Source organism: Streptomyces spiralis, assembly GCF_014654675.1.
GTDB lineage: Bacteria > Actinomycetota > Actinomycetes > Streptomycetales > Streptomycetaceae > Streptomyces > Streptomyces spiralis.
The window spans coordinates 20,417-43,389 of the sequence record NZ_BNBC01000044.1 but is presented as its reverse complement, the minus strand read 5'-3'; the positions used below and the strand labels follow the sequence as shown (position 1 = coordinate 43,389).

The 22,973-nt window shown below is 71.3% G+C and carries 20 protein-coding genes and 2 tRNA genes; 13 read left to right on the top strand and 9 right to left on the bottom strand.

Annotated features, from left to right (window positions below; genetic code table 11):
* Positions 1-55 precede the first annotated feature (55 nt).
* From IE318_RS34010 to IE318_RS33975, 8 genes are all read left to right on the top strand, one after another.
* The gene (locus tag IE318_RS34010) at positions 56-814 is read left to right on the top strand and encodes a hypothetical protein (RefSeq protein WP_189906556.1); all 759 of its coding nucleotides are present in this window, start codon (positions 56-58) and stop codon (positions 812-814) included.
* Between the two features lie 31 nt (positions 815-845).
* On the top strand, positions 846-1,601 hold the full coding sequence (locus IE318_RS34005) for a GntR family transcriptional regulator (RefSeq protein ID WP_030185731.1): 756 nt from the start codon (positions 846-848) through the stop codon (positions 1,599-1,601).
* Positions 1,602-1,731: 130 nt separating this feature from the next.
* Entirely contained in the window at positions 1,732-2,856 is a 1,125-nt protein-coding gene (locus tag IE318_RS34000; protein WP_189906554.1) for a TIGR03364 family FAD-dependent oxidoreductase, read from the top strand.
* Positions 2,857-2,864: 8 nt separating this feature from the next.
* Positions 2,865-3,689 (top strand): HAD family hydrolase, encoded by an 825-nt coding sequence (locus tag IE318_RS33995; RefSeq protein WP_189906552.1) that lies wholly within the window; start codon positions 2,865-2,867, stop codon positions 3,687-3,689.
* Positions 3,690-3,731: 42 nt separating this feature from the next.
* Positions 3,732-4,511, top strand: coding sequence for an HAD-IIA family hydrolase (locus IE318_RS33990; protein WP_030185725.1), 780 nt, complete (start codon positions 3,732-3,734; stop codon positions 4,509-4,511).
* Positions 4,512-4,613: 102 nt separating this feature from the next.
* Positions 4,614-4,838, top strand: coding sequence for a hypothetical protein (locus IE318_RS33985; RefSeq protein WP_229903926.1), 225 nt, complete (start codon positions 4,614-4,616; stop codon positions 4,836-4,838).
* Between the two features lie 14 nt (positions 4,839-4,852).
* Positions 4,853-5,059: a hypothetical protein gene (locus IE318_RS33980; RefSeq protein ID WP_189906550.1), complete on the top strand. Its 207-nt coding sequence runs from the start codon at positions 4,853-4,855 to the stop codon at positions 5,057-5,059.
* Between the two features lie 222 nt (positions 5,060-5,281).
* Positions 5,282-6,319, top strand: a complete 1,038-nt coding sequence (locus tag IE318_RS33975; RefSeq protein ID WP_189906548.1) for a glycoside hydrolase family 6 protein — start codon at positions 5,282-5,284, stop codon at positions 6,317-6,319.
* 62 nt (positions 6,320-6,381) lie between these two features.
* On the opposite strand, the gene glxA is transcribed toward IE318_RS33975, so the two are convergent.
* The 3 genes from glxA to IE318_RS33960 form a co-directional block, all read right to left on the bottom strand.
* A complete protein-coding gene (gene glxA / locus IE318_RS33970) occupies positions 6,382-8,322 on the bottom strand; it encodes a radical copper oxidase GlxA (protein WP_189906546.1) in 1,941 nt (646 codons plus the stop codon).
* Positions 8,319-10,376, bottom strand: coding sequence for a glycosyltransferase family 2 protein (locus tag IE318_RS33965; protein WP_189906544.1), 2,058 nt, complete (start codon positions 10,374-10,376; stop codon positions 8,319-8,321). The genes glxA and IE318_RS33965 overlap by 4 nt, the downstream gene beginning before the upstream one ends.
* A 404-nt stretch (positions 10,377-10,780) precedes the next feature.
* Positions 10,781-10,854, bottom strand: a tRNA-Lys gene (locus tag IE318_RS33960).
* 188 nt (positions 10,855-11,042) lie between these two features.
* Here IE318_RS33960 and IE318_RS33955 point away from each other — a divergent pair.
* On the top strand, positions 11,043-11,648 hold the full coding sequence (locus IE318_RS33955; RefSeq protein WP_189906542.1) for a lytic polysaccharide monooxygenase auxiliary activity family 9 protein: 606 nt from the start codon (positions 11,043-11,045) through the stop codon (positions 11,646-11,648).
* Positions 11,649-12,007: 359 nt separating this feature from the next.
* On the opposite strand, the gene IE318_RS33950 is transcribed toward IE318_RS33955, so the two are convergent.
* The 5 genes from IE318_RS33950 to ehuB form a co-directional block, all read right to left on the bottom strand.
* Positions 12,008-12,081, bottom strand: a tRNA-Lys gene (locus IE318_RS33950).
* A gap of 97 nt (positions 12,082-12,178) precedes the next feature.
* Positions 12,179-12,967 carry an ectoine/hydroxyectoine ABC transporter ATP-binding protein EhuA gene (ehuA, locus tag IE318_RS33945; RefSeq protein ID WP_189906540.1) on the bottom strand — a complete coding sequence of 263 codons (789 nt, stop codon included), beginning with the start codon at positions 12,965-12,967 and terminating at the stop codon, positions 12,179-12,181.
* Positions 12,957-13,607, bottom strand: coding sequence for an ectoine/hydroxyectoine ABC transporter permease subunit EhuD (gene ehuD / locus IE318_RS33940; protein WP_189906538.1), 651 nt, complete (start codon positions 13,605-13,607; stop codon positions 12,957-12,959). The genes ehuA and ehuD overlap by 11 nt, the downstream gene beginning before the upstream one ends.
* Complete coding sequence (ehuC, locus tag IE318_RS33935; protein ID WP_189906536.1) at positions 13,604-14,332, bottom strand: ectoine/hydroxyectoine ABC transporter permease subunit EhuC; 729 nt, start codon at positions 14,330-14,332, stop codon at positions 13,604-13,606. The genes ehuD and ehuC overlap by 4 nt, the downstream gene beginning before the upstream one ends.
* On the bottom strand, positions 14,329-15,240 hold the full coding sequence (gene ehuB, locus IE318_RS33930) for an ectoine/hydroxyectoine ABC transporter substrate-binding protein EhuB (RefSeq protein WP_189906534.1): 912 nt from the start codon (positions 15,238-15,240) through the stop codon (positions 14,329-14,331). Before ehuB ends, ehuC begins: the two co-directional genes overlap by 4 nt.
* 106 nt (positions 15,241-15,346) lie before the next feature.
* Between ehuB and IE318_RS33925 the strand changes: the two genes are divergently transcribed.
* From IE318_RS33925 to IE318_RS33915, 3 genes are all read left to right on the top strand, one after another.
* Positions 15,347-16,075: a maleate cis-trans isomerase family protein gene (locus IE318_RS33925; protein WP_189906532.1), complete on the top strand. Its 729-nt coding sequence runs from the start codon at positions 15,347-15,349 to the stop codon at positions 16,073-16,075.
* Positions 16,076-16,294: 219 nt separating this feature from the next.
* The gene (locus IE318_RS33920; protein ID WP_189906530.1) at positions 16,295-17,449 is read left to right on the top strand and encodes a glutathione-independent formaldehyde dehydrogenase; all 1,155 of its coding nucleotides are present in this window, start codon (positions 16,295-16,297) and stop codon (positions 17,447-17,449) included.
* Positions 17,450-17,536: 87 nt separating this feature from the next.
* A complete protein-coding gene (locus IE318_RS33915) occupies positions 17,537-18,628 on the top strand; it encodes an LLM class flavin-dependent oxidoreductase (RefSeq protein WP_189906528.1) in 1,092 nt (363 codons plus the stop codon).
* Positions 18,629-18,718: 90 nt separating this feature from the next.
* Here IE318_RS33915 and IE318_RS33910 read toward each other — a convergent pair whose 3' ends face one another.
* Positions 18,719-20,539: a putative bifunctional diguanylate cyclase/phosphodiesterase gene (locus tag IE318_RS33910; protein ID WP_229903927.1), complete on the bottom strand. Its 1,821-nt coding sequence runs from the start codon at positions 20,537-20,539 to the stop codon at positions 18,719-18,721.
* Positions 20,540-21,443: 904 nt separating this feature from the next.
* Here IE318_RS33910 and IE318_RS33905 point away from each other — a divergent pair.
* A complete protein-coding gene (locus IE318_RS33905) occupies positions 21,444-22,802 on the top strand; it encodes a M6 family metalloprotease domain-containing protein (protein ID WP_189906526.1) in 1,359 nt (452 codons plus the stop codon).
* Positions 22,803-22,973: the final 171 nt, after the last annotated feature.

Here is a 22,973-nt window from a genome sequence, read left to right as displayed (position 1 = left end):
GGTGTGTTCGGGGTGGCTTCCTGGAGGGGGTGGGGTTCGGGAAGGTCACGTGGTCATGCGACTGTGCACGTCCCTGTCCCCCTGCCTTGCCGCAGCCGCCCTCCTTCTGGCCGGTCCCACCCTCGCCCGGGCCGACTCGCGTCCCGCCTGTGCCGGGCCGGACGACCGTCACTTCCCGATCACCAGCCGTATCCACGGCGGCCCCGCCGCCTACCGCGCGGGCGGCGGGTACGGCACCTTCTCCCTCGACCTCACCAACACCACCTCCGGCACCTGCGCCGCCGTCCACCCCGTCGTCGTCCTCGTCGACGGCAAGCGCGCCCTCAAGGCCGGCCAGACCCGGCTGGAGTTCTACGACGGCGCCCGCGTCCACCCCGTGCGCCTCGAGTCCACCGACCAGGACGAACTCGTCGGCCCGTTCGACGCCGGGCTGCCCGGGTTCACCGTGGGGCCGGGCAGGACGGTCACCGTGAAGGTCAGGCTCTCGTTCACCTCCGACGCCGTGGCGAACGAGGTCACCGCGAACGCAGCCGTCGTACAGCGGCACGACGACGACGGCGACTGGGTCGGGCAGTCCAACGACTACCGGTTCCGTATCCGGTCCCACGCCCACACGGACACCGGCCCAGCCCCCTCGGCCACCTCCACCACCACCCCCACGGCCTCCGCCGACCCCGCCGACCCCGACGACGACCTGCCCTTCGCCGACCAGCTCGCCCGCACCGGCCTCGTCACCCCGCACGGAGTGATCACGGCCGTCGCCCTGCTGCTGGCGGCCGGCGGCACGCTCGTACTGACCTGGAGGCGCCGCTGAAGGCGTGGCCCGAGTCTGCGACGATCCCTGGGTGGACTACCCGAACGACCAGGCCCCCGGCGCCCCGGTCCGCTCCGGCATCCCGGAACACGGCCGGATCCCCAAGTACTACGCGGTGAAGGCGAGGATCGACCGCCTCGTCCGCGAGCTGGGGGAGGGCCGGCCGATCCCCACCGAGCGCGATCTGTCCGAGGAGTACGGCGTCGCCCGCGAGACCGTGCGGCAGGCGCTGCGCGAGCTGGTCCTGGAGGGCAAGCTGCGGCGCCGGGGCCGGGGCACGGTCGTCGCCGGCCCCAAGCTGGAGCAGCCGCTGTCCCTGGCCAGCTACACCGAGGGCGTGCGGCGCCAGGGCCGTACACCCGGCCGCACCCTGGTCACCCTTGACCGCTTCCCCTGTCCCGACGCCCTCGCCGCCGAGACCGGCCTCACCCGCGGCGAGCCCGTCTGGCATCTGGAGCGCGTGCTCCTCGCGGACGACGAGCGGATCGGCCTGGAGAGCACGTACGTGGCCGTGGCCCGCCTGCCGCGCCTGGACACCGACTTCGACCCCGATTCCTCCTTCTACGCCTACCTCGAAGGGCTCGGCATCGTCTTCGGCGACGCCGACGAACGCATCGAGACCGTGCTCGCCACCCCGCGCGAGGCCCTGCTCATCGGCACGCCGCCCGCGTTGCCCATGCTGCTCATCCACCGGGTCTCGCGGGACACCGAGGGCGGCCCGCTGGAGCGGGTCCGGAGCCTGTACCGGGGGGACCGCTTCTCCTTCGCCACGCACCTGCGCGGCTGAGACAAAAGCCACTCCTGCCGGAGTGTCGTGTCACGAAAAGATAACGGGTCTAGCCCAATCGTCGCGGCTCGTCCAGGCTCGTAGTCGGCCGGACTCTTCCGGTTCCCCCTTCGAGAGGAGCGTCGACGTCGTGAAAGTGACAGTCGTCGGAGCCGGCGTGGTGGGCACCATGCACGCCTGGCAGGCAGTGGAACGCGGCCACGAGGTCGTGCAGATCGAGCGCGAGGCCGAGGCCCGCGGCGCCTCACTGCGCAACTTCGGGCAGATCTGGGTGAGCGGCCGGGCGGGCGGCGAGGAGCTGGAGACCGCCCTGCGCGCCCGGGAGATCTGGGAGGAGATCGGCGGCCGAGTGCCCGCGCTGGGCTTCCGCGCCAACGGCTCCCTGACCCCCGTTCGGGGCGAGCTGGAGCGCGCCGTCGCCGAGGCCGCCGTGGCCCGCCCGGACGCCGCCGCCCGCGGCCACAAGCTGCTGACCCCGGCCGAGGCCCGCGCCCTCAACCCCGCCCTGCGCGGCGAGTTCGACGCGGCCCTGTACTGCGAGCGGGACGCCGCCGTCGAGCCGCGCACCGCCCAGCGCGCCCTGCGCGCAGAACTGCTCAAGCACCCGAACTACACCTTCCTGCCCGGCCGCGAGGTCCGCGAGGTCGTCGGCGAGAGCGCCGTCCGCGACGACCACGGCGACGTCCACGCCGCCGACGTGGTGGTGCTGTGCACGGGAGCCTGGCTCGGCGGACTCGTACGGGAACTGGCCGGCCCGGACCTGCCGGTGCGCCGGGTCCGGCTGCAGATGATGCAGACCGACCCGCTGGGCGAGCCGCTGCCCACCTCGGTCGCGGACGCCGACAGCTTCCGGTACTACCCGGCGTACGCCTCCGCCGCCCTGGACGATCTCGACGCCCGGCAGCCGCAGTCCGCGACGGCCGCCGCGCACCGGATGCAGCTGCTCATGGTGCAGCGCGCCGACGGCGGCCTGACCATCGGCGACACCCACGAGTACGAGCACCCCTTCGCCTTCGACACCGTCGAGGAGCCGTACGAGCACCTCGCCGCCGTCGTCGAGTCCCTGCTCGGCCGCCCGCTGCCGAGGATCCGCCGCCGCTGGGCCGGGGTGTACGCGCAGTGCACCGACCCGAGCCGGGTGGTGCACCGGCAGCAGGTCCGCGCCGGGGTGTGGCTGGTGACCGGGCCCGGCGGGCGCGGCATGACCTGCGCGCCCGCGATCGCCGAGCGGACCGCGAACGAACTGGGCTGGTGAGGAGAGAGATGACCGACGCACACACCACCGACGCACACACCACCGACGTACACGCCACCACCGACGCACACGCCACCGACCGGGACGACATCCGCCTCGTCGTCCTCGACATGGCCGGCACCACCGTCGCCGACGGCGGCCTGGTCGAGCAGGCGTTCGCCGCGGCCGCCGCCGAACTCGGCGTCGAGCCCGGCTCCGCCGACCACGCCAGGAAGCTGGCCTACGTCCGCGCCACCATGGGCGAGTCGAAGATCTCCGTCTTCCGGCACCTGTTCGGCGCCGAGGAAGCGGCTCAGCGGGCCAACACCGCCTTCGAGAGGGCGTACGGCGAACTCGTCGACGGCGGGCTCGTGGCGCCGGTCCCCGGCGCCCGCGAGGCCGTCGAGGAGATGCAGGCCGAGGGCCGCACGGTCGTCCTGACCACCGGCTTCGCGCGCGTCACCCAGGACGCGATCCTCGACGCGCTCGGCTGGCGCTACCTGGTGCCGCTCACCCTCTGCCCGGCCGACGCGGGCGGGCGCGGGCGGCCGTACCCCGACATGGTGCTGGAGGCGTTCCTGCGTACCAGGGCCGCCGACGGCGTGCGCCAGGTGGCCGTGGTCGGCGACACCTCCTACGACGTGCTCAGCGGCGTCCGCGCCGGGGCGGGGCTGGTGGCCGGGGTCCGCACCGGAGCCCACGGCGACGAGGAGTTCCGCGGCGCGGGCGCGACCCACGTCCTCGACTCGGTCGCCGCCCTGCCCGCCCTGCTGCGACCGGCGCCGTGTGTGTCGGATCGTGGAAGCGGACCGCAGGAAGCTGAACCGTTCCGGCAAGATCGGGTCACTCGTTAGGCTGAGGCCCACGCAGGCCCGCGTACGGCAGGAGATCCGCACATGGCAGAACGCAAGCCCGTCGAGTCGTGGCTCACCGACATGGACGGAGTCCTGATCCACGAGGGTGTCCCGATCCCCGGAGCCGACGCCTTCCTCAAGAAGCTGCGGGACTCGGGCCGCCCCTTCCTGGTGCTCACCAACAACTCCATCTACACCCCGCGCGACCTGCACGCCCGGCTGAGCCGCATGGGCCTGGACGTGCCGGTGGAGAACATCTGGACGTCGGCGCTGGCCACCGCCCAGTTCCTGGCCGACCAGCGGCCGGGTGGCAGCGCCTATGTCATAGGCGAGGCGGGCCTGACCACCGCGCTGCACGACGTCGGCTACATCCTGACCGACCACGATCCCGACTTCGTGATCCTCGGCGAGACCCGGACGTACTCCTTCGAGGCCCTGACGAAGGCGGTGCGGCTGATCAACGGCGGCGCCCGGTTCATCGCCACCAACCCCGACAACGTCGGCCCGTCCGCCGAGGGCGACCTGCCGGCCACCGGCTCGGTCGCCGCCCTGATCACCGCCGCGACCGGGAAGAAGCCGTACTTCGTCGGCAAGCCCAACCCGCTGATGATGCGCGCCGGGCTGAACGCGATCGGCGCCCACTCGGAGAGCTCCGCCATGATCGGCGACCGCATGGACACCGACGTGCTCGCCGGCCTGGAGGCCGGGATGCGGACGTTCCTGGTGCTGACCGGGGTGACGCAGCCGAAGGACGTCGACCGCTACCCGTTCCGGCCGTCCGAGGTCGTCGACTCGATCGCCGACCTGGTGGACCTGGTCTGACCTTCCGCGACCCTCCCCGTCACCCGAACGGAGCAGTGACGCACCGCCCGCGGATGCGGGGCCGGTCCTCCGGGCGTCTCCTGGTACCCGGAGGTTGTCACGATGGGTTCACTGCGCATGACGCTCTGTGCGGAGCTCCACCCCGTCGCGGCCCCGCCCGGTACGGCGCACGCGGTGACCGGCCTGGTTCTCGCGGGCGCCGCGGCGACCGCCGTCCTCCTCCTGCCCCGGGCGCTCGGCGCGAGCCGCACCCGGGACGACGGCGAGACCAAGACCAAGACCGAGACTCGGGCCGAGAACGAGACCGAGTCCGAGACAGAGGTCTGAGGGATGCGATCACGATGTCCGACACCGAACGTCTGAGAAGTACCGGCCGTCTGCTGGCCGGGCTCGCCTGGCTGGTCCTGCTGCTCGGGGTGTGGGAGTGGGGAAGCGACCGGGCCGAGGTGCGGCAGGGCCCGGTCCGGCCGGCCACCGTCACCGGGGACATGGCCGCGGTCGGCCGGCCCATGACGGACAGCCCGCCGCCTGTGCCGTCCGGCCGCTGAGGCACTCCCCGGGTCCACCGCCCGGCCGCTGAGGCACCCCCCCGGGTACACCGTCCGGCCGCTGGGGCACCCCCCGGCCGGCGCCCGGAGCGTGTCCGCGTACCCCGTCCCACCTCGCGCAACCGGTCCACGCGCCACCTCGCCGGAACCGGCCCGTGCGCCGGGGCCACCTGGCAGCATGGAACGCGGGCCAGGTGACCGAGCGCACCGAGGGGGAGTCGCATGGACGGCAGGAGGGGGGCCCGGTTCCGGCGCGCCCCGGTGACCGCGGCGGTGCTGGGGGCGGCGCTGCTCGTCGTGGGGTGCTCATCGGGTGGCGGGGACGGGGACGGAGGCGACCGGAAGGAAGGGGCCGGCGCCCGTATCACCCAGCAGCCCAAGGAGGCCGACCCGTTCTGGGTGAACCCGGACGGCACCGCGGCCCGGCAGGTCGCGGCGTACGAGAAGGCCGGCAGGAGGGGCGACGCCGAGCAGATCCGCAAGATCGCCGAGCAGCCCACCGGCGAGTGGATCGGCCCGGAGAACCCCGAGCAGGAGGCCCGCGGTTTCACCGAGGCCGCCGACCGCGCGGGCCGTACGGCCCTGCTGGTGCTGTACAACATCCCGCACCGCGACTGCGGCCAGTACTCGCGGGGCGGTGCCGCCGACGGCGACGCCTACCGCGCCTGGATCGACGCCGTCGCCCGCGGCATCGGGGACCGCCCGGCGACGGTGATCCTGGAGCCGGACGCCGTACTGCACCTGGTGGACGGCTGCACCCCGGAGGAGTTCCACGAGGAGCGCTACGACCTCCTCGAGGGCGCTGTCACCACGCTGAAGTCACTGAAGAACACCAAGGTCTACCTGGACGCGGGCAACGCCGGCTGGGGCCGCCCCGACCAGGTCGTCGAGCCGCTGAAGCGGGCGGGCGTCGACCCGGCGGACGGCTTCGCGGTCAACGTGTCCAACTTCTACTCCACGCCGGACTCCCTCGCCTACGGCAAACAGTTGTCGGCCGAGGCCGGCGGCAAGCACTTCGTCATCGACACCAGCCGCAACGGCAACGGCCCCTACACCGACGGCGACCCGGACGAGCGCTGGTGCAACCCGCCGGGCCGCGCCCTGGGTGAGCCGCCCACGACCAGGACCGCCGACCCGCTCGTGGACGCCTACCTGTGGGTGAAGCGGCCCGGCGAGTCGGACGGCGAGTGCAAGGGCGGGCCGAAGGCGGGTCAGTGGTGGGCGAGCTATGCGCTCGCCCTCGCCAGGGCCAGCCGGTAGCGCCGGGCCGGATCAGCCCTCGGGCCGGATCAGCCCTCGGGCCGGCCCGGCCATCGGACCGGCTACGGCACCTTCACCCACCGCGCCGTGCTCGGCGTCCCCTGGTCGTCGACCACGAACAGCATGTACCACCCCGACTGCACCAGATTCCGGTTCTTCGGCACCGTCACCGTGACCTTGTCCCCGGACGCCTTGAAGTCCAGCGCGATCGAGCGCTGGTCGACGTCCGTGACGTGCGTGGAGGCGCTGGGCCGGATCAGCCGGACCTTCCTGATCGTGGTGGTGTGCTGCGAGGTGAACGTCCCCGAAGCGCCCCGCGCGATGGTCCCCGGGCCGCCGGAGAGCGAGGGCCGCGCGTCCCGGTACAGGTACGGCGGCGTGTAGATCTCGATGCGCTGCTCGAACGTGCCCGGCTTGGTGTTGGCCTTGTCGCCGTAGAGCGAGTCGGAGCCGAAGAACATCACCCGGCCGTCGGGCAGCAGGATCGAGCCCGAGTGGTAGTTGCGGCCCACCAGCGGGTCGGCGACCCGCTTGAAGGTGTTGGACTTCGGGTCGTACAACCGGGCCTGGAGGATGTCGGAGGCGCTGCGGCCCCGGTAGTCCTGAGAGCCGCCGGAGACCAGCACGGTGTCGTCGGGGAGGACGGAGGCCTGCGGGTAGCGGGTGCCCTTCTCCAGGGACGGGCCGTCGGTGAAGTGCGGGTGCTTCGCCTTGAGGTCGATCAGCCGGGTCTTCCTGCTGGACAGCTTGGACTCGCCGACCCCGCCGCCGCCGATGACCAGGTACCTCTCGTCCTGGGCCGGCGGCAGCAGCACCGTGCCGGAGGTCTCCAGCATGTCCGGGTCGCTCAGGCCGGGCAGCTCGCTGAAGGTGTTGCCGGCCACGTCCCAGATGCCCGGGGCGCGGCCCACGTCGTCCGGGCCGTAGCCGGCGTTCGAACCCGAGTAGAAGATCTTGCCGTTCTGCATCAGGAACAGCGCCGGGTAGGTCGGGAACTGACGGGTCTTCGGCGTGTACGTCCACTTCTTCGTCCGCTGGTCGAAGATCTCGTTCTTGCCCGGGACCAGCTGGCCGATGTCGTCCAGGCCCGAGACGCTGAGGATCCTGCCGTCGCTCAGGGTCGTGAGCGTCGGATACCAGCGGGCCTCGTGCATGGGATCGACCTTGATGTACTTCTCCGCGACCGGGTCGAACTCGTACGTGTCCCGGATGCCCTGGAAGTCCTTCTTGTCCAGGGCGAGTTTCTGCGCGATGCCGTAGGTGTTGCGGGCGTCGGTGCCGGTCAGGCCCTGGATCCGGTAGTTGTCCTGGGTCCCGGTCTCGTAGGCGGCGCCGCTCTTCTGCGCCTCGACGTAGATCCGGCCCAGTCCCGGGGTGTTGCCGAGGAACTTCCCCGTCTTCTTGTCGAAGTTCTTCTTCGCGCGCGGGACCAGCACCGGGTCCTTGGAGACGAAGGTCTTCCCGTTCGCCCGGCCGATGAACCGCGTGCCCGAGGGCAGCGTGATCGGCTTGTCCGGGTTCTCGTTGTGCACGATCATCAGCCCGCCGGCCTTGGTGACGTCCCCCTTCAGCTTCTCGTACCGCTTGGTGCCGCCCGCGATCAGGATCTTGCCGTCGGCGAGCTGGGTGTGGCCCGTGCAGAACAGGTCGTTGGGCGTGGGCACCTTCTTGACGGTGCCCTTGACCGGGTCCCAGACCCGCGAGTCGAACTTCTTGGCGTCGAAGTTCTCCTGGTTGTTGCCCGAGCCCGCGACCAGCAGCACCTTCCCGGTGTGCAGCAGCACGGCGTGGATGGTGTCCTGCCGGTACTTCCTGGGGAACTCGATGATGTCCCAGTGGCCGTTGGCGGCCTTGTACTCGGGCTTGTTGATCACGTACTGGTGGTAGCGCTCCGTGCCGAAGCGGTAGAGCCACGGCCCGTTCATCCCGGCCAGGGCGAGGACCGCCACCGCGCCGATCCCGAGCCGGCGGGCACGGCGGAGGCCGGCCTGCTGCTCCCTCATTCCTTACGTCCCCCCAGCCCGCCGAGGGCGATCTGCATGGTGTGCTCGCCCGTCCCCTCCGAGCTCCTCGCGCCGGACCCGGCCCAGGTGGGCCTGTGTGGTGGCGTGTGCGGCGTGTGAGGCTGCGTCTGTGGTGCGTGGGTTGGCGTGTGTGGCTCGTGCGGTTGCGCGTGTGCTGTCTGCGCCGGCAGCGCGGCGTCCTGCGGGTCGGCGTGCGGCGCGGCCTGGGCGGGCTCCGGCGCGCGCCCGTCCTGCCGCAGCGTCCACCGCCAGGCGAGGATCGGCGAGGCGGTGATCAGCAGGGCGAGGACCGCCCACGTGATCATCGCGGGGTGGGAGTGACCGCGGACGAAGCCGGCGGCGAGGGAGCCGGCGAAGACGAGGATGAAGAACCAGTGCACGCGGAAGGTCCCGAACAGGGTGTCCGGGCTCGCCGACTCGCCCTTCGGGGTCACCACGAACCTGCTCCTGCGGCGCAGCACCGCGTCCATCAGCGAGCGGGCGTAGATCGGCGCTGACAGCGCCGACATCACCATGCCCGCGACACCGCCGGAGCCCTCCGGCTCGTGCGGGGAGACGTTGTGCCGGCGGTTCCAGACGTACAGGCCGATCTGGAGCGCGGAGGCGTTGCCGTACAGCATCAGCCACACCGTCGGGTCGATGTTCACGCCCGAGGCGCCCAGGCCCAGGAACAGCGCGCAGCTCAGCGCGGCCAGGATCCAGTTGAGGGCGGACATCGGATAGAAGATGATCATCATGGTGTAGTTGAAGAGCCGGCCCGGCGGCAGCGAGCCGAAGCCCTTCCAGTACTGCTTGAGGATGGTCTCGTACGTCCCCCGCGACCAGCGCAGCTGCTGGGTGAAGAAGTCCGTCCAGGCGTTCGGGCCCTCGCCGACGGCGAGCACGTCCGGTGTGTAGACCGACTTCCACCTGCGGCCCGTCGCCGGGTTCTTGGCGCGGTGCATCTCGAAGCCGGTCGCCATGTCCTCGGTGATCGAGTCGTACAGCCCGCCGATCTGCTTGATGGCGCTGATCCGTACGGCGTTGGAGGTGCCCACGAACATGGGCGCGCCGTAGCGGTTGCCGGCGCGCTGGATCAGGGCGTGGAAGAGGAACTGCTGCGACTCGGCGGCCTTGGTGACGAACGTGTCGTAGTTGCCGTAGACCTGCGGGCCGATGACGAAGCCGACGTCCGGGTCGCGGAAGTAGCCCAGCATCCGCTCCAGGTAGTTGGGCAGCGGCACGTGGTCGGTGTCGACGGAGGCGAAGAAGTCGTACTCGTCGCCGTGCGCCTGGAGCCAGGCGTTGTAGTTGCCGTGCTTGGTCTTCGCGCGGTGCGGGCCCTTGGGCCGGTTCCAGCGCTCGACGCCCTTGCGGGTGAAGTGGTGCACGCCCAGGCGCGCGCAGACCGCCTTCACCTCGTCGTCGTCGCCCTCGTCGAGCAGCCAGACGTGCATCACGCCCCGGTGGCGCAGCCGTACGGCCGCCTGGAGGGTCTTCGTCACCATCTCCAGCGGTTCCTTGCCGGGCACGAAGGTGGTGAGGAAGGCCACGCGGGTGCCGGTCTCGGGCACCACCGGGACCGGGTCGCGGGCGACCAGGGTGGCGTGCGCGTTGGACAGCACGTTCATGCAGCGGAAGAACTCGATCAGGCCGATCGAGACCAGCATCACCACGTCGAGGACCGGCAGGAAGTCGTACGCCGGGTAGTCCCGCTCGGTCCAGTGTTCGGGCCGCAGCAGCCAGGCCAGCAGGACCAGCGAGAGCAGCGGCGCGGCGGCGAGCATCAGCGCGACCCGGAGGCGGTGCGGTTCCTGCGAGATCAGCGAGCGGTACTGCACCCGGTAGGGCCGGTCCGGGTCGGGCTGGGTGAGGGGACCGGCCAGGCGGCTGTAGTGCTCGTAGTCGTATCTCGGCAGGGTCTTCCGGAGTCTGCGGAGACTCCCGGTGTGGCCTGTGCGGCCGGAGCGGCCTGTGTGACTGTCGCGGCCTGTGCGGCCGGTTCGGCTGGTGTGGTCGTACTGGTGCCAGGCGCCCGTCGGCGTCGACGTCATGAGTCATCCCCCCACACGCAGGTCACGCGCGTGTCATCGGATTCGTGCCGGTTGCATGGCTGCCCCCCTCGGCGGCCGTCGACGCGCGGGAGCCCCTTCTCCCCACACATCGGGCAACAGGCTCAAACGACCTTTCGAAACCCCCCTACAACCCCCCAATTGCCGCGTACATGCGGCATCTCCGCATCCAGGGTTCTACGGTGCTCAGCATGATCGCAAGATGCGAAAAACGGAGTTAACCACTCATACACACGTAAGTTTCACGGCGGCACATCCGTGCGAGGAGGAGTGCCGACGGGGGGTGTGGGTGGCGAAGCCCCCACAACGCGCGGCGAAGCCGTGCAGAAACAACGATGGCGAGGCCGGTTCGCGTTTTGCGCGAACATGCCTCGCCATCGTCATCGTGCGCCGCCAGGGACTCGAACCCCGGACCCGCTGATTAAGAGTCAGCTGCTCTAACCAACTGAGCTAGCGGCGCCTGCTGACGTGGACAACTTTACAGGACGGTGAGGGGTGGTCCCGACCACCGGATGTCCGGAAGCCGTCCTGCTATTGGTATGGACATGTTCAAGTACGCGCAATAGCCTGAACTTGGTCTAGACCAGCATGCACAGCACACGCACAGCACAGCTCACCGAACTCCCCACACGTTTCAGGAGCGGCAGCATGCGCACCAAGGCCAAGTTGTACGCGGCCGTGCTGGGCCTCACCACCGCCGGAGCCTTCGTGCTCTCCACCGGCGGCGCCAGCAGCCACGGCTACACCGACCTCCCCATCAGCAGGCAGAAGCTCTGCGCCAACGGCACGGTCACCAACTGCGGCGACATCCAGTGGGAGCCGCAGAGCGTCGAGGGGCCCAAGGGCTTCCCGGCGGCCGGACCGGCGGACGGGCGGATCTGTTCCGGCAACAACACCCGGTTCGCCCAGCTCGACAGCCCCCGGACGCCCTCGGGCGGTGCCTGGCCGACGACCAAGGTCACCGGCGGCCAGAGCTACACCTTCCGCTGGCAGTTCACGGCCAGGCACGCGACGACCGACTTCAAGTACTACGTCACCAGGCAGGGCTGGAACCAGGACCACGCCCTGACCCGTTCCGACCTGAACACGACGCCGTTCCTGACGGTCCCCTACGGCGGCAAGCAGCCACCCTCCACCCTCAGCCACAGCGGCACCCTGCCCACCGGGCTGAGCGGCCACCACGTGATCCTCGCCGTCTGGACGATCGCCGACACGGGCAACGCGTTCTACGCCTGCTCGGACGTCACGTTCTGACGCACAACTCTGAGCATGGTCTGAGCCACGGGCGCGGCCGGCGTGGGTAGGTTCCTGCCACGCCGGCCGAACGGGGGCGGCGCGAGGACCACGGGGGAGCGCGATGAGCGTGTTGTTCCATGCCGTGCCCGGTTCACCGCGCGGGACGGCCGCGTGGTGCGGTTCGAGGAGGAGGACGGCCCGGCCACGGTCGTCCGCTCATGCACACGTAAGTCTCACGGCGGCACATCCGTGCGAGGAAGAGTGCCGGCGGGGGGTGTGGGTGGCGAAGCCCCCACAACGCGCGGCGAAGCCGCGCAGAAACAACGATGGCGAGGCCGGTTCGCGCTTTCCGCGAACATGCCTCGCCATCGTCATCGTGCGCCGCCAGGGACTCGAACCCCGGACCCGCTGATTAAGAGTCAGCTGCTCTAACCAACTGAGCTAGCGGCGCATGACTCTCGCCTTCCGCTTCACGCGGCCGACGACGAAGAAAATACTACCTGGTCCCGAGGGGTGCTCGTGACCACCCCTCGGGACCAGGCGAACGCTCAGAGCACCGCGCTGAGGAACTCCCGGGTCCGCTCCTCGCGGGGATCGCCGAAGATCCGCTCCGGTGGGCCGGACTCCACCACCCGCCCGGAGTCGAACATCAGCACCTGGTCGGAGATGTCCCGGGCGAAACCCATCTCGTGGGTCACGCAGAGCATCGTGATGTCGGTGGTGCGGGCGATGTCCCGCAGCACGTCCAGCACGCCCGCGACCAGTTCCGGGTCCAGCGCCGAGGTCACCTCGTCCAGCAGCAGCACCTGCGGGCGCATCGCCAGCGCGCGGGCGATCGCCACCCGCTGCTGCTGCCCGCCGGACAGCTGCGAGGGCCGGGAGTCGCACTTGTCGGCCAGGCCCACCAGGTCCAGCAGCTCCCGCGCGCGGGCCTCCGCCTCGTCCCGGGACAGGCCGAGCACGGTGACCGGGGCCTCGGTGATGTTCCGCAGGACGGTCATGTTCGGGAACAGGTTGAAGTGCTGGAAGACCATCCCGATCTTCTTGCGGATCTCCCGGACCTGCTTCTCGGCGGCCGGGAAGAGCTGGTCGCCGTCGACCGTGATGGTGCCCTCGTCGGGCTTGGTCAGGGTCATCAGCAGCCGCAGGATCGTGGTCTTGCCCGAGCCGGAGGGGCCGATCAGGGTGACGTGCTTGCCGGGGCGGACGGAGAAGTCGAGCCCGTCGAGGACGGTCTGGTCCCCGAAGCGCTTGGTCACGCCATCCAGGCGGACCAGTTCGTCGGTCGTGGTGGCGGAGGTCGGGCGTTCGGGATTCTTGGCTGCGTCAACGGACAAGACGTCGCTCCAGTGCTCGCAGGAGGAGGGAGGCCAGATAGGAAACGAGGATGAAGGCCACGCCGATCACGGTCAGGGGCTCGGTGAACTGGAAGTGCTGCTGGGAGTACAGCCGCGCCTGCCCGAGCATCTCCAGGACGGTGATCGCCATCAGCATCGGCGTGTCCTTGAGCATCGAGATGACGTAGTTGCCGAGCGCCGGGATCACCCTGCGGATCGCCTGCGGCAGGATCACCGCCGTCCAGGTCCGACGCCGCGGCAGGTTCAGCGCCGTCGCCGCCTCCCACTGGCCGGCGGGCACCGCCTCGATGCCGGCCCGGTAGACCTGCATCGTGTACGTCGAGTAGTGCAGCCCGATCGCGACGACCCCGGTGGTCAGGGCCGAGAAGGTCAGCCCCCACTCGGGCAGCACGTAGAAGAGGAAGAACAGCTGCACCAGCAGCGGGGTGTTGCGGACGAACTCCGTCACCACCCCGACCGGCCAGCGCACCCACCGGGTCGGCAGCCGCATCAGCAGCGCCCACACCAGCCCCAGCGCGAAGGAGATCACCGAGCCCAGCGCCAGGGCCTGAAGGGTGACGAGCAGGCCGTCCCAGAAGTGCGGCATGAAGTCGCTCACGGCGCCCCAGTCCCACTTCACGCTGCACCACCTCCGGCGGTCCCGACGCCGGTGGTCTCCGCGCGCTTGAGCTCACGCGCCGCCGACTCGGTCCCGGGGTCCTTGCCGACTCCCCGCTTCAGCCGCTTCTCCAGCCCCCGCATCAGCCGGGTCAGCACGAACGCGATCACGAAGTAGATCAGCAGCACGTACGTGTAGATCTCCGCGCTCTGCTGGAGGGCCAGGCGCACCAGGTTGCCGCTGAACGCCAGATCGCCCATGCCCATGATCGACACCAGCGAGGTGCCCTTGAGCAGTTCGACCAGCAGGTTGCAGAAGGAGGGGATCATCTCCGGCACCGCCTGCGGCAGCAGGATCAGCCGCAGCCGCTGCCAGGGCGTGAAGCTGAGCGCGACGCCGCCCTCGCGCTGTGCCGGGTCCACCGAGTTCAGCGCGCCGCGCACGATCTCCGAGCCGTACGCGCCGTAGGTCAGCCCGAGCGCCAGCGTGCCCGCCCACATCGGCACCAGCTGCCAGCCGAAGGCGGGCGGCAGCACGAAGAACACCCAGAAGATCATCACCAGCGCCGAGGTCCCGCGGAACACCTCGGTGTAGAAGCCCGCGAGGAAGCGGACGATCCACAGCCGGTGGGTGCGGGCGACACCGACCACGAAGGAGACGGCGGTGGCCAGCAGCGCGCTGAAGATCAGCAGCTGGACCGTGGTCCAGACGCCCTTGAGGACGAGTTCCCAGAGTCCTGTGGTCATCCGCCGCACAACTCCTTCGCGGTCAGGTCCGTCATCTCGTCCTCGGTGAAACCGAAGGGCTTCAGGACCCGGAACAGCTCGCCGCTCTTCTTCATCTTGTGCAGCTCGGTGTTGAAGGCGTCCCGCAGCCTGGTCTCGGTCGGCCGGAAGGCGAAGGCGCCGCCGTCGACGTGCGGTTTGCCCTTGACGAGGGGAGCGAAGGGCTTGGTGGCCTCGGCCTTGGAGGACTTCTTGACCACCTCGCGGGTGGTCAGCGCCGTACCGGCGAAGACGTCCACCCGGCCGGCCTCCACGGCGTTCAGGCCCGCCACCTGGTCGGGGACGATCAGGATGTCGCTCTGCTTGTAGCCGGCGCCCACCGCGTACTCGATCTCGGCGTATCCGGTGCCGGTGGCGAACTTCGCCTTCTTCGCCACCACGTCCTGGTAGCTGTGCAGCCCCTTCGGATTGCCCTTGCGGACGATGAAGGAGTCGAGCATCTGGTAGTCGGGGTCGGCGAAGATGACCTGCTCGCAGCGGTCGGGGTTGACGTACATCCCGGCGGCCACGACGTCGAACTGCTGTGAGTTCAGCCCTGGGATCAGCGAGCCGAACTCGGTCGGCACGGGCTGCACCTTGTCCACGCCGAGGCGCTTGAAGATCACCCGGGCCAGCTCGGGCGCCTCGCCCGTCAGCTCGCCGTCCTTGTCGATGTACCCGAACGGGATCTCGCCCGCGATGCCGAGCCGTACGACGCCCGCCGCCCGGAGCCGGTCGAGCAGGTCACCGCCGTTCTCGGTGGACGCCGTCGCCACGCGACTGCAGCCCGCGGCGCCGAGCGCGCCGAGCGCCGCGACCCCCGCGAGCAGCGACCGCCGGCTGGGCCCGGGTATCCGTCTGCCTCTTCCCAGTGCAAGTGGTGCAGCCATGGGCGCGCCGCTACCCAGACCCAAGCGAGTTATGCAACGGAAGATGGCGGCGGCTGCTGGGTACCCGCATCGGAAGGCCGCAACGACCGCAGCAGGAAGGCTGGTCATGACCGCACTCGGAGTCCTCTATCCGGGCCACTTCGCCGACGACGACTATCCGCGCATCGAGCAACTCCTGGGCAGTGACATTCGGGTGGACCTGGTGCACGTCGGCTGCGAGGACGCCTACCGGGCGCCGGCGGTGCGCGAGACGGTCCCGGCCGAGCGACTGGCGCGGAACGTCGAGGGGCTGCGACTGGCCGGTGCGGAGGCCGTGGTGTGGGCGAGCACCAGCGGTGGCTTCGGGCCGGGCCCGCACGACGCCCACACACAGGTGCGCACCCTCGCCCGGGCCGCCGGCATGCCGGCCTCATCCACCTCCTTCGGCTTCGTGCACGCGGTACGCGAGATCGGCGTACGGCGTGTCGCGGTCGCGTCGCCGTACCCCGAGGACGTGACCGCCCTGTTCGCGGACTTCCTGCGGGCGGGCGGCATCGAGGTGGTCGCCGCGCACAGCGCCGGTGCGGCCACCGCGGCCGAGGTGGCCGGCTGGGGCGAGCCGGAGGTGCTGGCCCTGGCAGGGGCCGTGGACACCACCGGGGCCGAGGCGCTGCTCCTGCCGGACACGGCCCTGCACACCGCCTCCCACATCCCGGTCCTGGAGGAGAGGCTCGGCAAAGCGGTCCTCACCGCGAACCAGGTGACCGTGTGGGAGGGGCTGAGGCTCACCGACCGCCGGGTCAACGCGCCCGACCTGGGTGCGCTGTTCACGCGGGAGCCGATCGTCCAGGTGTGAGACCGCCCGGGTATGTCCGGGCATGTCGGGGCGCGGTTGCGGCCCCCGTCGCGGGGGCGTTACCTGGAAGTACCGGCGGTGCAGCGAGAACGCCCCGGGGCCCACGGCAGCACCCGGCGGCCCGGTCGGCCTGTGTGTCCCCGCCCCTGTGTGTCCCCGTCCCCGGCAGCGACCCGTCGTCGCCGTCGGCGGCCAGCGTCCGACGCGGAGGTGACCCAGGTGAAAGCCGTCGTCTATGAGAAGCCCTACAACGTGGTGGTGCGAGAGGTCGACGACCCGCGGATCCAGCACCCCAACGATGTGATCGTCCGGGTCACGTCGTCCGCGATCTGCGGCTCGGACCTGCACATGTACGAGGGCCGCACGGCCGCGGAGCCGGGCATCGTCTTCGGGCACGAGAACCTCGGCATCATCGAGGAGGTCGGCAGCGGCGTGACCTCCCTGTCCGAGGGCGACCGGGTCGTGATGCCGTTCAACGTCGCGTGCGGCTTCTGCAAGAACTGCCTCGCGGAGAAGACCGGGTTCTGCCTGACGGTCAACCCCGGCTTCGCCGGGGGAGCCTACGGATACGTGGCGATGGGCCCCTTCCTCGGGGGCCAGGCGGAGCGGGTGCGCGTGCCCTACGCCGACTTCAACTGTCTGAAGCTGCCGCCCGGGGAGGAGCACGAGACCGACTTCGTGCTGCTCGCGGACATCTTCCCGACCGGCTATCACGGCTGTGAACTCGCCCAGGTCTCGCCGGGTGAGTCCGTGGCCGTCTTCGGCGCCGGTCCGGTGGGGCTGATGGCCGCCTACTCGGCGCTGCTGCGCGGCGCGGCCAAGGTGTTCTCGGTGGACCGCGTGCCGGAGCGGCTCGCCAAGGCGGAGGAGATCGGGGCCATCCCCATCGACTTCACCAAGGGCGACCCGGCCCAGCAGATCAAGGAGCAGACGGCGGGCGAGGGCACCGACAAGGGTGTGGACGCCGTCGGCTACCAGGCGCAGTCGCACAAGGACGTCAGCCACGAGGAGCCCGCCGTCGTCCTGAACACGCTCGTGGAGACGGTACGGCCCACCGGCATGCTCGGCGTGCCCGGTCTGTACGTCCCCTCCGACCCGGGCGGCCCCGACGAGCACGCCAAGCACGGCCAGCTGCTGGTCTCCATCGGCCGGATGTTCGAGAAGGGCCAGCAGATGGGCACCGGCCAGTGCAACGTCAAGCGGTACAACCGCCAGCTGCGCGACTTGATCATCGCCGGGCGGGCCAAGCCCAGCTTCGTGGTCTCCCACGAGCTGCCGCTGGACCAGGCGCCCCAGGCGTACGAGAAGTTCGACAAGCGGATCGAGGGCTACACGAAGGTGGTCCTGCACCCGGGGCACGCGCTGGCGGCCTGAGAGACGGGGTGAGGGAATAAGCGGAGAGCGTCTCCTGTTAACGCCGCGCAGGCAGGACAGCGCACGGCACACACAGGAGGCGCCCCCGTGTTGGCGAACGAGATCCGCGGCGAAGCCCACGGCATCGCACCCGTACCCCTCTCCGTACTGGACCTGGTGACCGTGGGAGCGGGCAGCACCGCCACCGACGCGCTGCGCACCAGTGTCGCGATCTCCCGCCTCGCCGAGGCCAGGGGCTACCACCGCTACTGGGTCGCCGAGCACCACTCGATGCCGGGCGTCGCCTCCTCCTCACCGGCCGTGATCCTCGCGCACCTCGCCGCCCACACCGAGCGCATCCGCCTCGGCTCGGGCGGCGTCATGCTGCCCAACCACGCCCCGCTGGTCATCGCCGAGCAGTTCGGCACCCTGGAGGCCCTGGCCCCCGGCCGGATCGACCTCGGTCTCGGGCGCGCCCCCGGCACCGACGGCGCCACCGCCGCCGCGCTGCGCCGCACCGACCACCTGAACGAGGGCGCCGACGACTTCCCCCAGCAGCTCGCCGAACTCACCCGCTTCCTCGACGACGACTTCCCCGACGGCCACCCCTACCGCCGTATCCACGCCGTCCCCGGCCCGGTCCAGGCCACCTCCCCGGGCGGCGTGCAGTCCCCGCACCGGCCGCCGATCTGGCTGCTCGGCTCCTCCGGCTTCAGCGCCCGCCTGGCCGGCATGCTCGGTCTGCCCTTCGCCTTCGCCCACCACTTCTCCGCGCAGAACACCATCCCGGCCCTGGACCTGTACCGCGAGTCGTTCCGGCCCAGCGCGGTGCTCGACGCCCCGTACGCCCTGATCGGCGTCGCCGCCCTCGCCACCGACGAGGAGCGCGAAGCCCGCCGCCAGGTGCGGGCCGCCGCGCTGAACATGGTCCGGCTGCGCACCGGCCGCCCCGGCCTGGTCCCCACCCCCGAGGAGGCCGAGGCGTACGAATTCAGCCCGATGGAAGAGGAGTTCATCGCCTCCTGGACGGCCAACGTCGTCCACGGCACGCCCGACGAGGTCCGCTCCGGCCTCGACGACCTGCACAAGCGCACCGGCGCCGACGAGCTGATGATCACGAGCAACGCCCACACCGGGGACGTGCGCCTGCGCAGCTACGAACTCGTCGCGGACGCCTACGGGCTGCCCGGCGCACCCTAGGGGGTGTCGCGCCGATCATGCCGGGCTCCCTGATCCGGTTTGATCGACGAGACACCCCCTAGGGGATCTCTCGCCGGGGGCCCGACGCCGCTACCGGCGTCCGCAGGCGTGGCCGTCGAGGAGTTCGGAGATACGGTCCGGCGGCACCGGCCGGGAGTACAGCCAGCCCTGCCCGGTGTCGCAGCCGATGCGGCGCAGGCGGCTGGCCTGGTCGGAGGTCTCCACGCACTCGGCGGTGACGGTCAGCCCCAGCCGGTGGGCCAGCTGGATCATCGCCTCCACGATCACCTCGTCGGCGGGGCTCGACCGGTTCACCGCGGCCTCCTCCGACCGCGTCTGCCGGGCCTGCGCCTGCCGGGGCTCCGTCTCCGGGGACTCCGCCTGCCGGGCCTCCGCCTCGCGCGGCTGTCGCTCCTCGTACTGGAAGCCGCGCACGAAGGACCCGTCCAGCTTCAGCGCCGACACCGGCAGGCGGCTGAGGTAGGCGAGGTTGGAGTAGCCGGTGCCGAAGTCGTCGATGGCGATGTGCACGCCCATGTCGCTCAGGGCCCGCAGGGCCTGGAGCGGCCGCCCGGCCGAGCCCATCACCGCCGACTCGGTCAGCTCCAACTGCAGCAGATGCGGCGCCAGTCCGGTCTCCGCCAGCACCTGGGCCACGTCCGCGACCAGGTCGGAGTCCCACACCTGGCGGACCGCCACGTTGACGCTGACGAAGATCGGCGGCTCGTCCGGGTGGTCCAGCTGCCAGCGCCGGGCCTGGCGGCAGGCGGTGGCCAGGATCCAGCGGCCGAGCGGCACGATCGAGCCGTCCTCCTCCGCCAGTGTGATGAACCGATTCGGCGTCAGCACACCGAACTGCGGGTGCCGCCAGCGCACCAGCGCCTCGACCCCGCGCAGCCGCCCGTCGTCCATGCCGACCAGCGGCTGGTACTCCAGCGTGAACTCGCCCCGCTCGACGGCCGCGCGCAGCGTGGAGACCAGCGCCTGACGGGTCATGCGGTGCGCGTTGCGCTCGGGGTCGAACAGGGTCCAGCGGGCCCTGCCGTCCGCCTTCGCCCAGTACAGGGTGGTGTCGGCCGCCTGCATCAGTGCGGTGGCCGAGGTCCCGGCCGCCTGCCGCTCGACCACGCCGATCGAGGCCGACACCGACAGCCGTCTGCCGGAGATCTCGAACGGCGCCTGAAGGGCCGTCAGCACCGACTCGGCGAGGCCGGCGAGTTGCTCGGTGCCGGTGGAGTCCTCGACGAGCAGCGCGAACTCGTCACCGCCGAGCCGGGCCACCAGCGGGGCGCCGGCCCGGCCGTGGGCGGCCGCGTCGGCGCAGCTCGTCAGCCGCTGGGCCACGGCCGCGAGCAGCCGGTCGCCGACGTGGTGGCCGAGGGTGTCGTTGACCGCCTTGAAGCCGTCGAGGTCCAGGTAGCACAGGCCGATCCGGCCGGTCCCGCCGCGCTCCTCGTCGTACGACTCCGCCGGCGCCGTCGGCTCCGCCTCCAGCGCGGCCGACAGGCGTTCGAAGAACAGCGTGCGGTTGGGCAGCCGGGTCACCGGGTCGTGCATCCGCACATGCCGCAGCCGGGCCTGGAGTTCGCGCCGGGCGCTGACGTCGGCGATGGACAGCAGCACGCCGGGGGGTCCGGCGGGTCCTGGTGGGCTCTCGGGCGGCAGGGGGGCGACCGTGACCTGGACCCACAGGGAGCGGCCGTCGGCGTGTTTGAGGCGGCGGGTGCAGCGCAGCCGGGCCTGCCGGCCGCGCAGGACCTCGCGGTAGGCGTGCCAGGTGCGGGTGTCGGAGGCCAGATCGACCAGGTCGGCGGCGACCTGCCCGGCGAGTTCGTCGGGCCCGGTGCCGAGCAGCGCGCCGAAGGTGTCGTTGGCGCTGACGACCAGCCCGTCGCCGTCGAGGACGGCCATCGCGAGGGGAGCGGCCTCGAAGACCGAGCGGAAGGGCTGACCGGCGGGGGCGGGGCGGGCGTCCTGCGGGAGCCGGGGGTCCTGCGCGGACCGGGGGTTCTGCGAGAGCCGGGGGTCCTGCGGGGATTCGGCCAAGTCGGTGAATTCGGGCGGAGTGGGGGCCGGTTCCGCCATCGGAGTGAGGCCGGGCGTGCGGAGGGGGGCCGGCGGGGGCGTCTGCACGGGTGCCGGCGCAGGGTCGGAGGGGCCGGTCAGACCGGTCGGGGAGGGCGCACAGGGGCCGCTCTCGGGCGGTGCGGGAGGGGCCGGGGCGGTGGCGGCTACGACCCCCGTGTCGGCTGCGGCCGCGAGCGGCCCGGTACCGGACGGCTTCGTAACATCACTCTGTGTGACTTTCGGCCGGATGAGGTCTGCCGTGGGCGTCGGCCCCTCGGACGTTCCGCTCACCGCTCGCTCCCGCAGTGCACTCGGTCTTCGTATCGGTCTCGTCGGGTGGCCGGCCGGGTGACGCACGGCCGCCGGGCCCGTGTCCGCGCAGGAAGTGCCAGGAAAGTGTGCCGATCATAGATGCCGGCGCCTGACCCGTTCCAGCCACTTGCCGCCTCTGTCGTGCGGCGGGTCCTTCTGCCAGATCGTTTCTGCTCGCACCTGGACGGGTTCTTCTGACGGCCGACCACTTGTGACGTTCCGTGAGCGGTTCGGGGGTGTCGCCGTCCGGATGCGCCACGGCGGCGAACTCCGTGCGGCCCCGGCCGCGAACGCCGGGCAGGCGACGGCCTGGTGCGGCGCGAACTCGGACCACTCACCCGTCCCTCACCCTTCCGGTGCAGACAAACAGGGCGTACGCCTACAAACTCCCACAGGCTGGGTGCGGTGTCCCCGCGAACCGCACCCGGAGGTCCCAGTGCCGCGTCAGCTCGCTTTGAAGGCGCTCAGCCGTGACGCCCTCAACGCGCTGACCGGGGCGGCGGCGCGGCCCCGACTGCGCAGCACGGCGGCCGTGTTCAGCGTCCTGTCGGCGGTCGCCGCCACCTCGATCCTGAGCGGTCCCTCGGTCGCCGAGCCCTTCTCGCCGGCGCCGTGCGCGCTGCGGCGGACCGAGGCGCACCACTCGGAGGGGGTGGACACATGGAACGCCGCCTACGCCCGGCCCACCAAGCCCATCGACGCCGTGATGATCTTCCTGTCCTTCCCCGACTCGACCCCGCGCACCACCCCGGCGGAAATCGCCGCCGACCATTTCCCGGCCACCAGCCAGTTCTACGCACGGGCGTCCTACGGCAGGTTCGCGCTGCGCCCGCACCCGCTGAAGCACTGGATCCGGATGCCGCGGCCGTCCACCGCGTACGCCATGCACCGCGACTGGAACCCTGCCGACCGGGCCGCCTACCTGCACGACGCCCTCGCGGCCGCCGACAGGGAGGTGGACTTCTCGCGGTACCGCGTCGTCTACTTCGTCGCCGACCCGGACGCGCCCGGCGTCGACTCGGACGCCACGAAGGTGGTCAACCTCGACACCCCGCTGCGGGCCGACCACACGGACATCCGGCGGGTGGTGACGGTGTTCGAACGGCACCCCCCGGACCGGCTGGTGCTCGCCCACGAGACCGGGCACGTCTTCGACCTGCCGGACCTGTACCACCGGCCCTCGGACAACAAGGGTGACTGGGACACCTATGTGGGCGACTGGGACCTGATGGGGAGCCAGTTCGCGCTCTCGCCGGACCTGTTCGCCTGGCACAAGTGGAAACTCGGCTGGCTGGACCCGCGTCAGGTGGCCTGTGTGCGGGGAACCGGGCCGACCCGGCTGACGCTGGAGCCGGTGGAGGTGGGCCCGGCGGGCGCGGACGTACCGGATGCGCAGTCGCCGGCGACGGGTGCCGCCGGGCCGCCGATGTTCGGGCTGGGCGGCGGCACGAAGCTCGCGGTGGTGCGGACCGGCAGCGACAGCGCGCTGGCCTTCGAGGTGCGGGAGTCGCTCGGGAGCGACATCGCCGGGTGCCGGGAGGGGGTGCTGGTGTACCGGGTGCGCAGCGAGACGGAGTCGGGCGGCGGCCCCGTCCAGGTGATCGACGCCCATCCGCACACCTCGGCCTGCCCGGCGAGCTCCGTGTACCCGCCGCTCGCGGACGCGCCCATCGGCCTGGGGGAGAGCTTCACGGTGCCGGGCGACGGCGTCCGTGTGGAGGTGGAGGACCGTACGCCCTCGGGCGCGTACACGGTGAAGATCACACCCGGCTACCCCACGGACCACCCCGGCTGACCGCACGATGGGCGGCCGGGAGGGGAGGGGCGGAGGGGGTGCGGCGGAGGGGGCGCGGGAGCGGCGCGGGGGGGTGTGGGTGGCGAAGCCCCCACAACGCGCGGCGAAGCCGCGCGGAAACAACGATGGCGAGGCCGGTTCGCGCTTTCCGCGAACATGCCTCGCCATCGC

What these genes read in the sequence shown, in the direction of transcription:
- glxA (WP_189906546.1), bottom strand. Translation starts at nt 8,322, where the DNA reads ATGAGGGAGCAGCAGGCCGGCCTCCGCCGTGCCCGCCGGCTCGGGATC.
- ehuB (WP_189906534.1), bottom strand. Translation starts at nt 15,240, where the DNA reads ATGGCTGCACCACTTGCACTGGGAAGAGGCAGACGGATACCCGGGCCC.
- ehuC (WP_189906536.1), bottom strand. Translation starts at nt 14,332, where the DNA reads ATGACCACAGGACTCTGGGAACTCGTCCTCAAGGGCGTCTGGACCACG.
- IE318_RS33975 (WP_189906548.1), top strand. Translation starts at nt 5,282, where the DNA reads ATGGACGGCAGGAGGGGGGCCCGGTTCCGGCGCGCCCCGGTGACCGCG.
- IE318_RS33990 (WP_030185725.1), top strand. Translation starts at nt 3,732, where the DNA reads ATGGCAGAACGCAAGCCCGTCGAGTCGTGGCTCACCGACATGGACGGA.
- IE318_RS33985 (WP_229903926.1), top strand. Translation starts at nt 4,614, where the DNA reads ATGGGTTCACTGCGCATGACGCTCTGTGCGGAGCTCCACCCCGTCGCG.
- IE318_RS33910 (WP_229903927.1), bottom strand. Translation starts at nt 20,539, where the DNA reads ATGGCCGTCCTCGACGGCGACGGGCTGGTCGTCAGCGCCAACGACACC.
- IE318_RS33980 (WP_189906550.1), top strand. Translation starts at nt 4,853, where the DNA reads ATGTCCGACACCGAACGTCTGAGAAGTACCGGCCGTCTGCTGGCCGGG.
- IE318_RS33955 (WP_189906542.1), top strand. Translation starts at nt 11,043, where the DNA reads ATGCGCACCAAGGCCAAGTTGTACGCGGCCGTGCTGGGCCTCACCACC.
- IE318_RS33925 (WP_189906532.1), top strand. Translation starts at nt 15,347, where the DNA reads ATGACCGCACTCGGAGTCCTCTATCCGGGCCACTTCGCCGACGACGAC.
- IE318_RS34010 (WP_189906556.1), top strand. Translation starts at nt 56, where the DNA reads ATGCGACTGTGCACGTCCCTGTCCCCCTGCCTTGCCGCAGCCGCCCTC.
- IE318_RS33965 (WP_189906544.1), bottom strand. Translation starts at nt 10,376, where the DNA reads ATGACGTCGACGCCGACGGGCGCCTGGCACCAGTACGACCACACCAGC.
- IE318_RS33995 (WP_189906552.1), top strand. Translation starts at nt 2,865, where the DNA reads ATGACCGACGCACACACCACCGACGCACACACCACCGACGTACACGCC.